Origin of the sequence: Psychromonas ingrahamii 37 (genome assembly GCF_000015285.1) — a bacterium.
GTDB classification, from domain to species: domain Bacteria; phylum Pseudomonadota; class Gammaproteobacteria; order Enterobacterales; family Psychromonadaceae; genus Psychromonas; species Psychromonas ingrahamii.
Genome location: NC_008709.1, coordinates 3,618,541 through 3,634,026, shown reverse-complemented (window position 1 = coordinate 3,634,026; position 15,486 = coordinate 3,618,541). Strand labels below are relative to the sequence as shown.

The window sequence follows — 15,486 nt, the reverse complement described above, 5'->3', positions numbered from 1 at the left end:
CAAAACTTTGCTGAAGGCGAAATAGCAATATTTGATGAAGCTTGTGTGTACAAGTGAGGCGAGTATTGGCAGTTTCGCTTGTGGTTGCCTAAAGAGAACAAGTACGCACGTAAAAGCCTACGCACACGCAGTGAAAGCACAGCAATTGAACGTGGCAAAGCAGCTTACTTAGAGATTTACGGCAACTTACAACAAGGAAAGAGTTACTTTTCAATCACCACCAAAGAAGGTGTTGAGAAGTATCTTAGCTTTCGACAGCGTGACGTTGAACTAGGGCATATTGTTAAGGGACGACACGCAACAATAGCAACGCATCTACAGCACTTTCTTAGCTTCATTGGCAAAGACACCAAGCTCAAAGAACTAGAACGCACTGATTGCGAAAACTACTTCTACCATCGCCACAAAAGCACCAACACCAAAGTCAAGCAAGTCACAGTTCAGAATGAACAAAGCACTATAAATGCACTGATGAAGTGGCTGCACAAGAATGGCGAAACACACATCGATGGCTTCGACTTTAAGAAATTACCACGCTTAGACAAAGGCAATGATGCTATTCGTCGTGCAACACTGACTAACGATGAATACGAAACACTATATCGTGCAATGCGTACTTACTGTGCCAAACATAACAAGCTTGATGACGCTGAGATTAGAGTGCGAAAAATCGTGCAGCACTACGTGCTAGTTGCAGCTAACAGTGGATTGCGTGTTGGGGAACAGCGACAGTTACGTTGGAGTGACGTGCAACTTGAGCGACACACAGTCAACGGTACGGAACAAACGCTAGCACGTATCCACGTTCGCGCAGAGACAAGTAAAGTGCGTACTAGCCGTACCTTCTTGTGTCGTAATGGGCAGTACTTCGAACGCTTACACGATATTGTTAAGCCTAAAAGCGCAGATGAACTTGTGTTTACGATTGATGGTGAAAACCAAATCACACAGCGTACGATGCTGTATCACTGGCACAAGATGATTGAACTAGCTGATATTGCTGACAGAGAAACACGTGACTTAGTACCCTACAGCTTACGTCACTTTATGATTACGCAGCGTATTATGAGTGGTTTATCGTTTCGGCAGATAGCAGATATGTGTGGCACTAGCGTGGCGCAGATAGAGAAGACGTACTATCACTTGAACGATGAAATACGCTTAACCAACGCTGTAGCTGACTACAGACGTAACGCAGATGGCACTATTGAAGTGCTTTAAGGAGTGAGAATGATTGGAACTAACTACACAAACAAGCTTCCTAAAGTGATTAGTGAAGCTATGAAGCAAGTGTCTAGTGATGATTGTTATCTTATTAAACGTCGCATTAAAGGTGTAACTGGAACGGGCGCAGTGCTGAATTGTCACCAAAACGTACAAGACTTAGTTGACAGAATTGGTGGTGAGCGAATTGGTGGTTGGCTGTTGATGCGTAGGAAAGAGCTTTACCGTCATGGTATGTACATTTGGATGTTTCATAGTATTTGGAAAACTCCAGAAGGTGAGTATGTAGATGTTACGCAAAGCGATGTGTATGGAAATGAGAAAATTGCAACATTCTGGTATGACGCAAAGCGAAATGCGGACTTAATTGAAGGCACAGCTCACAATCACATTATCTCTTTGGAAAATGAAAAAGCTGTACAATATATCGCTAAAGCAACTAACACACGTTTAACATTGGGTGCGCCGTATTGGACAGAAAGCAGTGTTCGTTACTTCACTCAATTAGATGAACATAACGGAGTGTATCGTATGTTAAATAGTGATTATCCACAGAACACAAAGATGTTAGAGGAGCAATACAATTGCCGTTCTGAAGGCAATAGATTGGTGCCAAACAGTAAAGATGACAAAGTATCCACACAGATATTCTTTGACTTCTCTGTTAGCTAATCAACTCTGCTGCGTTACGTTTCATCTCATCATTAACTGTAACGTAACGCTGCGTTGTTTGAATGCTTCTGTGTCCAGCCATATCCGCTAGTACAAACACGCTAACACCTCTCTGACTAAGTGCTGTAAGCCAAGTGCGTCTACCACTGTGTGATGTAGCACCACTAATCCCAGCACGTGCATACAAGCGTTGTAGATGCTGTGTAGCTGTATTTGCACTAAAGTGTGCTTGCTTCTGTGTAGAGAACAAATAACCGTGCTGTGGCTGTTTGTTTAAGCTGTTAACGTATGCTTGTAGCTGACGCTGCATCTGCTTTGGTAAGAATATCTTACGTGCTCGTTTGCTCTTTGTTCGCGCAGCATCAAGTGTCATTTCGTCTCGTACTGTGCCGTTTGCATCAAGTATGTCGTCAAAACGCAGCGCAGCTACTTCGCCAACACGTAAACCACACAAGTGCGTAAACAGCAGCATAGTGCTATCACGTGCCGAATATCGACTGCACGAATTTGTTACGTCTAACAGCTGCTTAAGTTCTGATTTGCTAAGTGTCTTTGCTTGTGCCATATAAACCACCTAAATGTAATGTTTTCGTACATACAGTGTATTTTCTGACGTTTGTTTTGAGCAACCAGAATGTGCCTTATAAATACCTTCGATAACTCAAAGACTTAAGTCTAAATGTAAGATAATTGTACTTTTCTTAGATATTCTTAAGTGTTGTTTCTAAGTGTCAGCTTCGCTAACACTACTTGTGCCGTTTGTTCTTTCGCATTCGCTCAATCTCAAACAACACAGTGTATTAATCTTCTTATAGTTATTGATAGGCTCATTTAGATTGTGTTTAGCCATAAGAAGGCTTAAGCAGCCTTCCTACAGCCTAACAGCGTCTCATTTGAGTTGCTTATCAGCCACTGTGTATCAAGCCTTCTTAGTTTTACCTAAGTTTCGGTGCAGTTGGGCTGTCACCGTTTACTTGCCTAAGTACCAACGCAACTACGCAGCAATACACAGTGTGCTACGCAGCCCCTACAGTTTCATCATCCGTAGGCTTAGTGCGCTTCTTATTTTATATAGCGATTACGAAGCTACCGCTGTTGTGCGTCTCTGCTAAAACGCTACGTGTGCTGACAAAATCCGATGGCTACAGCTTTCACTGGCAAACTCTTTATCGTTAACAAGGCACTATGTGCAGATAAATACACAGCAACATTAACAAGCTGTGCATATAGTTATTTATCAACAGAGGAAAAAACGATGCAGAAAACGGTTCTAAACGACGTATTTGAGTTATTGCAGCAGATTGGTGCTGTGAGCAGTGAGAGTGAATTTAGCAGAGATTTGGCTGTGTAGAAGCGAGTGCTACATGCGTACGCTGCGTTTTAAGCGTATCAAACCAAGTGTGGGTACATTGGCTATATGTGCCAGCAAGCTACATCACTACGGACGCTGTATGACGGCTACAAAAGCCCACACTCAGCTTGGCAAACAGTTCATAGAGCTGAGTGAACGTTGTCACAAGCAGATAAATGCAGATGCTGTGGGGTGGTGGAAAGAAGAGCTGAGAGTTTGACAAGTAGCACTGTAACTTCAAACGAGCAAAGTCGTCATCCGAAATGGGTATTTAGACAGTAAATTTTCGTGCTGCGAATTATTGTGGTGGAGTACTTACAAAAGTGAGGTGGTGATTTTAACTCACCCAAATCTGCAAGTTGCTAAATAACTGTATGAACAAGAGTGCGCTGCAAGATATTCAACAAGCCTTAAACGCCATACGTAACGATATAGAGCGTGTGGATGATGAAACAAAGTGGGCAGCACTTGAGTTGATGTTGAGCACAAGCAACAGCGTGGTAGCATTAGCAAAGAAGATGGTAAAACCAGAAACAAAGACTGTCACACGCACCATAGCTGTTCCTAAGACCAGAAACAAAGACTGTCACACGCACCATAGCTGTTCCTAAGACAAAGATAGTCAAGCAACAATCACCACCACAGAAGACACCAAAAGACACAGAACGAACAGACTTCACGCCTATTCGTCCGCAACCACCGTTACCAAATCAACGAAACCAGTAAGTTACTATAGTTAAAAACGTCAAAACTGCACGGTTTATAGCTGTATGGCAGTGTGGTTGACATAATGACTGACTGGCATAGTGAGGTGCTGTGCAAATACTTTCCCCTAAAAGCATTTAATCTCAGAAGACGTAGAAAAAACGTGCTGTTCATCTCAGAAATAAATCTATAATATCAGACTGATACTCAACTAACGGATATGTGAGATGAAATCTTACGACGAATTGAAAGCTGAAATGGAAGCAATTCAGCAGCAGATGGCTGAAGCAAAGAAGAACGAACGTACGAACGCTCTCAAAGAAGTGAAGCGGTTATGCAAAGAGTTTGGCTTTACGGCTGGCATGTTGAAAGGCTCGTTGGCTGAAGGTAGAAAGAGTAAAATTTGATGTATTTTCAGAACTCTTATGCTTGGGTTATTGCATGCATCTTGCTCGTTGTTGTTTCAGGTAGCTTCGAGGTTGAAAAACTTCTAGTTCCACTACTTGCTGTACTGGCGTTTACTTTTTTCAACACAATATATCAATTACCGTATCTTCAGTATCTGCTGTTCTTCAGTATTTCCGTTGCAAGTCTACTGGGTTTTACTGAAAATCTTACTGGTTCTCATGCTGAGAGCAGTAACGTACTTTTGTATGGCTTGTCATTTTACACTGCATCAATGGCGTATTTGATAACACAAAATAAACTCAACTATCAAAGCGTGTTATCTGTCTCTAATCCATTGTTATTGAGTACTGGGCCCATCGCGTTGTACTTCAAGCGCATAAGCTACAAGAGCTTAAGGCAGAGAATTGAATATTATGTGCCCTTTATCATTGTTGGTACATTTATGTTTCAAATCGTTGGGAGTCCATTAACTGAATTTTTCTTTTTAATAGATAAGAGGGATATTGTTTCATCACTTATTTTCGCTGCTATCTTTGAGCTTTTTGTCTACGTGAATTTTTGTGGACTTTCATTGCTTATATATGGTGTGTTTGGAGTGTTGGGTTTTCGTATACCACTTAACTTCAGACAGCCATTCTCTAGTAGTAACATTATAGAGTTTTGGAAGGGGTGGCACACATCACTCTCGCAAGTCTTAAAAGTTCTTTTCTATAACCCTATGCGAAAAAAATACTCATTATTATCCGCTCTGCTTGTTGTTTACGTAGCGTCTGCGATGTGGCATGGAGTTACATTTAATTTTTTGCTATGGGGTTTATTCCACGCATTCTTTTTTTGGCTAACTATAAAAATTCTTAAACAAAAAAATTCATTACTGCCGCTCCTGTTGCTTCCAATTATTATCGTCGTTGGTAGATTGATATTTGCTGATAGCAACACGGCTAGGTTGCTCGATAAGTTAACATTTTCTTTTGATGGGTTTGGAGTTATTGATGCATTACTAACTGTGCCGTCGCAATCCCTTGTTTCGCTGCTGTTTGGAATTTTAATAGTTGCTTGCGAGTTTATCTTTAAAAAGTCAAAGATTATGCAGAAGAGGAATTACAAGTTCCTGCGAACTCCAATGTCATTATTTATTTTATGTACGCTTGGTATTTTGTTCGCATCAAATGTAGGGGTGGATTATGCTGTATATGGGCAACGTTAATCGTGTTATCTTTTGGGTTTTTATACCTAGTGTCCTTCTTTTTTACATCGTATTTAGGGTTGTCGAGTGGCAAAACTATGATGATGGAGGGCGTCAATTAATTTCTGAGCAGCATGCTTTAAATTTGAGTGTCAGAGATGACATAGACTGCCTCATATTAGGAGGCTCAAATGCAGTATTCAGTTTAAGTGCGGAGCAAATGTCAAATCAAAGTAACTTAACTTGCTACAATCTTAGTTTGCTTAATGAAGGTTTTTCGGATGGTGCATACTTTGATTTCATACGCAATCTAGCTATAGAAAGAACGCAAATTAAAAGCATCTTTTATAGTTCTGTCATTCCTCTTACAAACACAGTTTTTTTGGACAGGTTAGAGTCAAATCAGAGCCAGATTGGCATCAGTGGTGACGGTCGAGTAAAATTTCAATTCACTGGACGTTCGCTAGCAAGCTACTTAAAAGATTTTTTACAAGATAAGCCTCCGTTTCAGAGTTTGCAATATCCAATGCCCACACCTAGTGGTGATTTTAATTTTGATGAGTTCGATGGTTGCCAACGAGAAAAAATACGTGACGAATGGATTCCAGTAACAATTGACGAAGATTTCAAGCAGTGGCTTGGCGATAATCTTTTGACAGTTAGTACTTTATTTCCAAACGCTAATATATCATTTGTTTTGCCATCTACGCTCAGAAGTCAATTAAGTGAAGATGACATTGGAAAATTCTCAGACACGTTAGAGTCAGAAGTGGTTAGTAATTCTGCACACTATATTGCTCAATCTACGTTCTCAGACGTCAGTGTACTTTGCGATGGGACACATCATGCTAATGCTAATGGACGTGAAATTAGAACTTCTGAATTACTTTTGCTAATGCAAAATCGTTAGTGAGTAGTAATGATTGAAGTGCTTGATAGATGAGTGAGTGGTACGACAATCAAAAAAAGCCAGCTAGTAACTTTCGGAAGTTACTGCAAGAGCGTTTAGATAAAGTAAATCCACGTCGAAAACTGTCAGCTGAAGAAGAAAAACGATTATCTAAACTCGAAGCAATAGCTGTTAAGTTAAAGCGTGGAGATAACGTGCAAAACCGTCAACTGCAGACGTGGCTAAGTGTAGATGAATACGAACAGATAGCTGCTGAATGGGACACGCAAAAGCTGTTTAGAGAAGAGCTTAAAGATAAGCCAAGTGAGCTAAAACGATACGAGGACAAGTTGAAAGAAGCGATTATGATGCGTAATCGTTCTGATGCGTGCCATCGAAAGGGTAAGAAGTCTGCAGCATATAAGTTGGATGGCAAATGCGAAAGCTTATGTGAAGATGCACTAGAGATACTTCAAGAAATTGTTGCTGCTGATGCTAGCTTACAGATTTGGTTTGATAGGCACTTGGACTTTGGACACGGTAGTTTAATTGATGCAAGTCTTGGCAACTTACCGCGCTTGGTTACATCACGCAGTATAGAGAAGCTGAGTGACGATAGTCGTCTAGTGAAGAAGATTGACGTAAAAATAAGTGTTGTTGAATGTGCAATTTATAGTATCGGTAGAGACACAACAGTATCGTCCAAAGGTGATAGGCTTATGCTAGAAAAGTTTCTGAACACTGACGACTAATCTTCGGATGACAGCCACCTAACTCTGAAAGCACAATGCTTAGAGCTAACAAGGAGGCTGTTATGACTGTACTTGATACACTGAATTTCGTTGCATTTAACCCACTTCAAAACAACAATCCAATCGCTGTGCGTCGTCGCAAGTTGATGGCAAAGATAGATGAACAGATCCAACTTGCAACAAACAAAGACTACACTCCCACGCAACATAAATGGGTTACTGATGGCGAAGGCAAACAAACCAAAGTTGAAGTTGCCAAGCGTTGGTGGACAGCTAGCGTTGATGGTAAAATCAACCTTGTTGTACGTTATGGAAGCAAGCCACTAGAGTTTGCTAAAGGTAAGAATGCCATCGAACTAGCTAGCGAAGCTGAGGTGGCTGATACACTGCGTAAGGTACGTGAAGCTGCTGAACTAGGCGAGTTAGATGTGCTGATAGAACAGCAAGCACAGTTTGGTAGACGTTTGACACTAAAGAACAAGTGAACAAACGAACAGAAGAACGTGTATAATTCAGCACGTTCTACGTCGTACAGTGTGCGAGTGTAGATTGCGTAAACTATTGAATTGCAATATGTACGTAAGTGTAGAAAAAGCGTGCAGAGTGGTTGGTGAGTTACACACTTGTTACACACGTACCATTAGGTGTCTATAAATTATTGATTATAAACAAGAAATACTCAACGTGGCTACTGAGTGGGAATAAATTTTTTAGCTGCGAGCCAGTTAATGATTGAAAAAAGGCGCTTTTAGCGCCTTTTTTGCTGTCTATGATTCAGGTCAGCCGTCAGCCGTCAGCCGTCAGCCGTCAGCCGTCAGCCGTCAGCCGTCAGCTCGCAGCCTTCTAGCTTTAACGCCTTTCAGCATTCTGGCCTTTTCGCCTTTTTTAAGGAGCATTATTTGTGATTAATAAACTCGGCTTTTATCAAAATGCCAGACAGATATCCAGTCCCTTTTATAATCAACGACCTGCAGGCAGCGAGATTAGCTTATTGGTTATTCATTGTATTAGTCTGCCCGAAGGTTGTTATGGCGGCCCGGAAATTGAGTCTTTATTTACCGGATGTTTAGATTGTTATGCTCACCCTGATTTTAGCAGCCTTGAAGGGCTTGAAGTCTCTGCACATTGTGTGATTCGCCGTAATGGTGAGATTGAACAATATGTGCCTTTTGAAAAAGGTGCCTGGCATGCCGGGGCATCCTATTTTGCCGGAGTTGATCGATGCAATGATTATTCCATTGGTATTGAGCTTGAGGGCACAGATAAAAGCGCCTATACAGAAAGACAATATCGTTCACTTGCAACCTTGACTCAAAAAATACAGCAACGTTATCCTGCTATCAGTAAACAACGAATAGTCGCACATAGTGAGATAGCGCCGGGCAGAAAAACGGATCCCGGCAGTGGATTTGACTGGGTTTATTATTTGAGTTTGTTAAGTGATTGAACCCTTGTCTTAGTATTATCTTCTCTGGCGCTGAGGCGCTAATATATGAGTCTGCCAACCTACCCCATATTATACTTTGGTTATTGCCGCACCTTATTATTATTATTCTGCACCATAATGGGGCGGGATAATAATCAACAGAGGCAGTTGTATGGATTATCAATAAAGCGATTGATAATGACTGCGGCCAAACCAGCCTGTTTTCAGCTTGAAAAATAGGTTATAGGGCATAAATGAAATAATTCTTTACAAAAAACCATAAACACTCAGTAAAGATGCTGCAACGCAGTATGGATTCCGCAGTTAATTCCATTCAATATTTTAATTAATATAAGTTGGCGTGTTAAATGCATATAACCTTTACCTTGCTAAATTTCAGGGAAAATTTTCATAAAGAGGGGTCTTAGCTGGCTAGTTTGGAGGGTGAAACATCTGTTTTATACTCTTAACTTCAACCGGCAAGACCCTATAAACATTTGTGTCGAGCGAGCAATTTCTATTTTTTATCAAAGACGCAAATGACAGTCTTAAATTTCCAACTATCAGGTAAAATCAATTATGGATACAAGTGTTTATTGTCGACAAGGGCCTAAAAGCATTGCTGCAATCAAGACACGTGGCGTACTCTCAGGTTATCGGTTTGTGTTTAAGGATGTTTTTGATGTACAAGGGTATGTGACAGGTGCGGGAAATCCAACCTGGTTAATGAGTCATGAGCCAGCGCTTCACACTTCTCCTATTATTACACAATTATTAATACAGGGAGCACATTGCTCGGGTCGAGTGCAATCCTCTGAATTAGCTTGTGGTTTTGATGGTATGAATACCCATTATGGTACTGCTATTAATCACTTAGCACCTAAATGCCAGTCTGGCGGTTCATCAAGCTGCTCAGCAGCTGTTGCTCGTGGTGATGGTGATTTTGCTTTAGGAATTGATGCTGCTGGTGAAATAAGAATATCTGCAAGTTACTGCGGGCTTTTTGGATTAAGGGCAACTTATGCCGCATTGCCGCTTGATCATAGCTTTTCGCTGGCAAAAAGCTTTGATACAGCAGGCCTTCTTACGCGTAACCTCACTGTAATGAGCAATGTTGTTACCAGTTTATTCCGGGAGCAACCACCCGTGGATCAATTTGAGGATGTTTTTATTTTTGTGGAAAAAAGAGCCTTAGAATTGATGGATTCGGAAGTGAAAGAGGAATTAACTAACAAGTTAAATAGACTGGCGCGTAATCGTTATGTTGTCTCAACTGATTCGTTACTTGATATTTGCGAGGTCAGTTTAGAGGAGTTAGCGGAGTGGTTCAGCATTATTCAAGGGTATGAATTGATTCAAGAGCATAGTGAGTGGTTGGCAGAACATCAAAGTGCTGTTACTAAGGATGTCTCCAGACGGTTTGATAAATCAAAAAATATAAGCATCGATGAGTACGTTGAAGCGAAACAAAAAATGGCTAATTTTAGCACTTTGTTTATTTATTTATTAAAGAGCAAAGGAGGCTGGTTATGTCTTCCAACAACACCTGGGTTGCCACCGGAGCTGAAACAATCTGTTAATTCATTAATTTATTATCGTAAAAGGTTATTGGGCCTGACCGCGTTAGCCAGTTTATGCGGTTTACCCCAGCTGCATTTACCCTTAGGTAAAATCAATGGAAAATCCTATGGTCTATCCTTGATTGGCATGCCTAATAGTGAAAAAAAATTGATAAAACAGGGGCAATATCTGCTGCAAAGCCTGGCTGTCAATGAGTCTGTTAATAGCAAGAGTTGGTTAAATAACAAACTCTGAGCGAATCAGCGAGGGATATACGTCATAATCAGCAGTCTTTATTAGGTAAAATTAAGCAACAACTTTAATATACTTATTTAAATAAGGTTGTGAATAAGGTTGTGAATAAGGTGTTAGTTAAATGGAATTTTCAAATGAACTGTTATTTGTCATCCTTAGTTTAATGGCGACAGGCTGTTTAGCCGGATTTTTAGCGGGTCTGCTTGGTGTAGGAGGGGGCATAATAATAGTCCCTGTATTATTTTTTGTTTTTCAAGTGATAGGTGTTAGCCCTGAAACGGCAATGCCTATTGCTACCGCAACCTCACTCGCTACCATGGTTTTTACCTCCCTTAGTTCTATTCGTGCCCATATTAAAAGAGGAAATGTAGATTTACCCCTGCTTAAAATCCTCGCACCCTTTGTGATTATGGGAGTGCTCGCAGGCTCTGTGATAGTGACTCAAATTAATGGTTTGTGGTTAAGCGGATTATTTGGTTTTATTGCGATCATTGCCGCCTTGAATATGATTTTAAGAGCAGGCGCCAAACCTCTGGCCACTAAATTACCCGGCACGCCGGGTAAAGGTGTAATGGCTGGAACTATTGGCTTTTTAAGCGTGATGGTTGGGATTGGCGGCGGAACCCTAACGGTGCCCAGTTTAACGGCCTTTAGTTATCCTATGCATAAAGCCGTGGGAACTGCTGCTGCAGTGGGATTTTTAATTGCTTTTCCAGGGGCGCTAAGTCTATTAATTATTGGTGAATCAGCAGCTGATGCCCCGCCTATGACCTATGGTTTAGTGAACTTGTTAGCTTGTTTTTTTCTTATTCCTTTAACGGTGTTTTTTGCTCCAATCGGTGCTCGCGTATCATCTTACTTGGATGCTAAGTTATTAAAGCGTATTTTCGCCATTAGCCTTATCATCACAGGGTTACGTATGTTATTGCAGGTTTTTTAAACGCGCATGATACTCGGACTGTCATGTTTTATCGGCAAAACGTTACTAATATCCACTTTTTTCTATTCATTTTAACCGGGATAAATGGATAGAAAATCAGTGGATTTGATATTAATGCTCAGCCGTTTGTTCACCACTACCAAAGTGCCAATCATAATGGAAACTTTGTCTTGAATCCCGATCTTTACGCAGGTACGTATGGCCGCCAAAATAATCACGCATTGCCTGAATCAGGCTGGCAGAGGAATCAGCTTCACGGTAGCAATCGTAGTAGCTGATCGCAGCGCTGATAGCGGGCATTGGCATCCCCTGCATAATCGCTTTGGCTAAGACTTCCCGCCAGGATAACTGACCTTTCGCCAGGCTGTCTGTGAACCTTTCCGCCAGCATTAAATTAAGTAATTCAGGCTCAGTTTGATAGGCCTTGGAAATATCATCTAAAAAGTGAGCGCGTATCACACAACCGCCACGCCATATTTTAGCGATTGAAATATAATCAAGCGTCCAATTATGCTCTTTTTCAGCAGCAGACATCAGCTCGAACCCCTGCGCATAGCTACAGATTTTTGAGCAGTACAGCGCATCTGCCAGTTTATCAATCCATAAGGTTTTATCGTCAGTGCTGATAATAGGACCGGTTAACTGCACTGCAGCGATTTGACGAATCGTTTTTTGAGTACTCAGGCAGCGAGCAAATACCGAGGCGGTAATGGCCGTTGCCGGTACGCCGAGTACTAATGCTTCACGTGCAGTCCAGTTTCCTGTGCCTTTTTGACTGGCCTGATCCATAATCACATCGACCAGTGGCTGGCCTGTTTTAGGATCGACCGTTAGAAGAATGTCAGCCGTAATTTCAATCAGATAACTTTGCAGTTTTCCTTTATTCCAGCGGCGAAATACCGCACCGACTTCCACTGCCGACATGGTCAATATTTGACGCATAAATTGTACTATTTCGGCAATCATCTGCATGTCTGCATATTCAATACCGTTATGCACCATTTTTACAAAATGACCGGAGCCAATCGGGCCAATATACTCAGCACAAGGTTCGCCTTCTGGTAAGGGGTGCTCTACTTGGCTGCGCACAATTTCTGTACCGGTAACGGGATTGACTTTTGCTGCCATTGCCTGCCAGATAGGTTTTAACTGCTGCCATACTTTTTTGTCACCACTGGGCATTAATGAAGGTCCAAAACGTGCACCCATTTCTCCGCCGGAAATGGCGCAGGTAAAGAAGTTAAATTTACCTGCGTATGTTTGCGCCCGATCAATCGAGTCGCGCCATTGGCTGTTGCCCGTATCGACAACAATATCATCTTGCTGTAAACCTGCTGCCAGCAAGTCCCGACAAATAATATCCACAATAGAGCCCGCAGGAACCGAGAGTATGATGCAGCGCGGTGTAGCAAGTTGGTCGATTAACTCAGAAAGAGAAGCAACAGTGGTGAGTGCTGCAGCCGATAACGCTTGGTGGCGTTTAGCGGTGTCGAGACGGCGAGCCTCATTAGTGTCGAAAGCGGCTATTGAAAATCTCCGCTCTGCTAAATTTAGTGCCATATTGGCACCCATCACGCCTAAGCCTATCACGGCAATATCTATTTTAGTCTTCATTCGGCTCTCAGTGTTTCGATAGATTAGGAAAATTTTATTTATTGTTTAAATCACTTAGTTTTTGAATAATATCCGCTACAATTTCACTCACATTTTGACGGATGTCAATAATTAACGCTTCCGAAGCATTGGGTTCAACTAAGGTGGCAAACTGATTTTCAAGCAGGGTTTTACCTTTAAAATAATGGTCGGTTCTATTTTGATGACGCTGCCAAATCGTATCAAAATCCCCTTGTAAATAAACGAACAGCAACTCTTTATTATTGTGTCTTAAAATCCGTCTGTATTCAGGTGTTAGTGCTGAACAAGCCACAACCCCTTCAGCGCGTTGCTGAAACAAGTTATTCAAGCTTGATAACCAGCCCTGCCTGTCCTTATCCGTAAGCGGAATACCTTGGCTCATCTTGTCAACATTCTCAGTGCAATGATAATCATCGCCATCAAAGAAAGTCAGACCTAATTGCTCAGCAAGCTTGCTGCCGATTGAACTTTTGCCACAGCCTGAGACCCCCATTATGACTATTTTTACGCCCGTAAAGGATGAATGAGCCCCATTAATATTAGCCATTATCTCCACCATAAAGCGAGAACGGGGAAAATGATAACCAAACTAAGGGTGACAATTTGCAGGCAGATAAAAGGCACCAGTGCACTGAATATTTCCCCCAGACTGATATCTTTTGGTGCCACGGATTTCAAATAGAAGGCGGCGGGGCCAAAGGGAGGTGAAAGGAATGATACCTGCATATTAAGGCAGAAAACCACACCAAACCAAACGGGATCCATCCCTAAACCGACAATAATGGGCACAAAAATAGGCATGGTTAATAACGCGACACCCACCCAATCAAGGAACATGCCTAACACTAATAAGATACCCATCATAATCAGCAGGGTAGCCGTTGCATTTCCGCCACTGAGGGACAATATAGTCACTTCCACAAAATCAATGCCGCCCATCAGGTTGTACACACCTACTAAGGCGGTTGCACCTATCCCTATCCAGATGATCATACCGCAGGTTTTCATGGTCGCAATCGCTGCATCTTTCAGCATTGCAAAACAAAGCTCTTTACGAATCCAGGTACTGATTATAATACCGACAACACCGAGGGCCGATGCTTCGGTGACCGATGCAACGCCGGTATAGATACTGCCTAATACAACGAGAACCGATAATAACGGGAATAACAGCGCCTTGAAAAAATTCGGTTGTGTTTCGGCATCTTTAGCCAATTCTTCTGCACTGGGTATAGGTGCTAGGGATGGATTTATTTTACAGCGTATTAACACATACAATATATAGAAGACGGCGAGTATCAAAGCTGGTAAGAACGACGCTTTAAACAGATCGCCGATAGAGACACTGGCCGTTAAACCATAAATAATTAGTACTATACTGGGCGGCAGCATCGTCCCTAATGCGCCGCCGGCACAGGTGACCCCAATAGCCAACTTACGATCATAACCTAAACGCAGCATCTGCGGCAGCGCAAGAATACCCAGTAACACGGTTTCACCACCGATAACACCGGACATAGAAGCCAATATAACCGCGACCAGTAAAGTCTGAACCGCCACACCACCGCGCAGACGTTTGCCAAATAATTTCATCGCCTCAAAAAGGTCATGGGCAATACCGGATCGGTCCAGCAGTGCGGCCATCAATACAAACATAGGGACAGCAAGAAAAATATAACTATCAACAAAGCTATATAAACGACTCGTCACCAAAGGCAGCGCATCAATTCCAAACCAGCCAATAGTGAAAAATAGCGCCACAAAACCGGTCACAAACGCAAGCTGCATGCCGGTTAACAGCAGGGCTATCATCATCACTAACATTAATAAACTGCCATAGCCTATGCCAATAGCGGATAAATCAAACATGAGAATGCTTCCTTAGCACTTTGATTTCAGCAATCAAATGCAGTAAAAATTGAATAGTAAGAATACAAAAGGCAATAACAATAATTGCTTTTAATAGAGCAGGAAAAGGGGGATTCCAGGCGCTGCCGGAGGTGTTTAGACGTAATTCACCCGAGGGGGAAAACCAGGCATTTTTTGCTAAGGTATAAGCACCATAAGTCATGAATGCGGAGAAAGTGATGCCTATTATATGATGCACTAAGTTAAGGTAGTGACGGGTACGCTGTGAAACAAGATCATAGATCAGAACAACACGCACATGTTTGTCGGCAGCAAAGGCATATAATCCGCCAATGACGAATAAAGAAGCACCAATAAATGAAGCTGTCTCATGCACCCAGATAGTAGGTGAGTCAAAAGCATAGCGCATCACAACCTCATAAAAAGAGATAAAAACGGTAAAGATAAACAGTAAACTGAGCCAGTTGCCTGCATTGATAATAGTGGCGTCCAGTTTGTTTTTAGGTTGTTCATCTTCGGGGGGTTGATGATCCGGTACGGGGTGTTTAATAGACATAATGCATTTCCAGAGTGGGCAAGGGTTGCATCAACCCTTGCATAATGAGTTAAACAGC

16 protein-coding genes are annotated in these 15,486 nt (G+C 41.9%); 11 read left to right on the top strand and 5 right to left on the bottom strand.

Annotated elements, in window-relative coordinates; translation table 11 throughout:
- The first annotated feature begins 471 nt into the window (after window positions 1–471).
- Window positions 472–1,221, top strand: coding sequence for a tyrosine-type recombinase/integrase (locus tag PING_RS21105; protein ID WP_198134710.1), 750 nt, complete (start codon window positions 472–474; stop codon window positions 1,219–1,221).
- 9 nt (window positions 1,222–1,230) lie between these two features.
- Window positions 1,231–1,896, top strand: a complete 666-nt coding sequence (locus PING_RS15185; protein WP_011771203.1) for a hypothetical protein — start codon at window positions 1,231–1,233, stop codon at window positions 1,894–1,896.
- Here the strand turns inward: PING_RS15185 and PING_RS15180 are convergent.
- A complete protein-coding gene (locus PING_RS15180) occupies window positions 1,889–2,461 on the bottom strand; it encodes a tyrosine-type recombinase/integrase (protein WP_011771202.1) in 573 nt (190 codons plus the stop codon). The two genes, PING_RS15185 and PING_RS15180, sit on opposite strands and share 8 nt — an antisense overlap.
- A 799-nt stretch (window positions 2,462–3,260) precedes the next feature.
- Here PING_RS15180 and PING_RS20170 point away from each other — a divergent pair.
- From PING_RS20170 to PING_RS15140, 9 genes are all read left to right on the top strand, one after another.
- The gene (locus tag PING_RS20170) at window positions 3,261–3,467 is read left to right on the top strand and encodes a DUF6626 family protein (protein WP_198134709.1); all 207 of its coding nucleotides are present in this window, start codon (window positions 3,261–3,263) and stop codon (window positions 3,465–3,467) included.
- Window positions 3,468–4,179: 712 nt separating this feature from the next.
- Window positions 4,180–4,359, top strand: coding sequence for an H-NS family nucleoid-associated regulatory protein (locus PING_RS15175; RefSeq protein ID WP_041766565.1), 180 nt, complete (start codon window positions 4,180–4,182; stop codon window positions 4,357–4,359).
- Window positions 4,359–5,567, top strand: a complete 1,209-nt coding sequence (locus PING_RS15170; RefSeq protein WP_041766563.1) for an MBOAT family O-acyltransferase — start codon at window positions 4,359–4,361, stop codon at window positions 5,565–5,567. The genes PING_RS15175 and PING_RS15170 overlap by 1 nt, the downstream gene beginning before the upstream one ends.
- The gene (locus tag PING_RS15165) at window positions 5,545–6,456 is read left to right on the top strand and encodes a hypothetical protein (RefSeq protein ID WP_041766562.1); all 912 of its coding nucleotides are present in this window, start codon (window positions 5,545–5,547) and stop codon (window positions 6,454–6,456) included. The genes PING_RS15170 and PING_RS15165 overlap by 23 nt, the downstream gene beginning before the upstream one ends.
- Window positions 6,457–6,485: 29 nt before the next feature.
- Entirely contained in the window at window positions 6,486–7,187 is a 702-nt protein-coding gene (locus PING_RS15160) for a hypothetical protein (protein WP_011771198.1), read from the top strand.
- Window positions 7,188–7,222: 35 nt separating this feature from the next.
- On the top strand, window positions 7,223–7,672 hold the full coding sequence (locus PING_RS15155) for a DUF6641 family protein (protein ID WP_332248854.1): 450 nt from the start codon (window positions 7,223–7,225) through the stop codon (window positions 7,670–7,672).
- A 416-nt stretch (window positions 7,673–8,088) separates the two neighbouring features.
- Window positions 8,089–8,634, top strand: coding sequence for a 1,6-anhydro-N-acetylmuramyl-L-alanine amidase AmpD (gene ampD / locus PING_RS15150; protein WP_011771196.1), 546 nt, complete (start codon window positions 8,089–8,091; stop codon window positions 8,632–8,634).
- A 558-nt stretch (window positions 8,635–9,192) separates the two neighbouring features.
- Entirely contained in the window at window positions 9,193–10,428 is a 1,236-nt protein-coding gene (locus PING_RS15145) for an amidase family protein (protein WP_011771195.1), read from the top strand.
- Window positions 10,429–10,549: 121 nt separating this feature from the next.
- On the top strand, window positions 10,550–11,368 hold the full coding sequence (locus tag PING_RS15140; protein ID WP_011771194.1) for a sulfite exporter TauE/SafE family protein: 819 nt from the start codon (window positions 10,550–10,552) through the stop codon (window positions 11,366–11,368).
- A 111-nt stretch (window positions 11,369–11,479) separates the two neighbouring features.
- Here the strand turns inward: PING_RS15140 and gndA are convergent, their stop codons facing one another.
- Genes gndA through PING_RS15120 form a run of 4 tightly spaced genes read right to left on the bottom strand, consistent with a single transcriptional unit; the run spans window position 11,480 to window position 15,428 of the window.
- Window positions 11,480–12,982 (bottom strand): NADP-dependent phosphogluconate dehydrogenase, encoded by a 1,503-nt coding sequence (gndA, locus tag PING_RS15135; protein ID WP_011771193.1) that lies wholly within the window; start codon window positions 12,980–12,982, stop codon window positions 11,480–11,482.
- Window positions 12,983–13,016: 34 nt separating this feature from the next.
- On the bottom strand, window positions 13,017–13,550 hold the full coding sequence (locus PING_RS15130) for a gluconokinase (RefSeq protein WP_011771192.1): 534 nt from the start codon (window positions 13,548–13,550) through the stop codon (window positions 13,017–13,019).
- The gene (locus PING_RS15125) at window positions 13,550–14,872 is read right to left on the bottom strand and encodes a TRAP transporter large permease (protein WP_011771191.1); all 1,323 of its coding nucleotides are present in this window, start codon (window positions 14,870–14,872) and stop codon (window positions 13,550–13,552) included. Before PING_RS15125 ends, PING_RS15130 begins: the two co-directional genes overlap by 1 nt.
- Window positions 14,865–15,428 carry a TRAP transporter small permease subunit gene (locus PING_RS15120; protein ID WP_011771190.1) on the bottom strand — a complete coding sequence of 188 codons (564 nt, stop codon included), beginning with the start codon at window positions 15,426–15,428 and terminating at the stop codon, window positions 14,865–14,867. The genes PING_RS15125 and PING_RS15120 overlap by 8 nt, the downstream gene beginning before the upstream one ends.
- Window positions 15,429–15,486 lie beyond the last annotated feature (58 nt).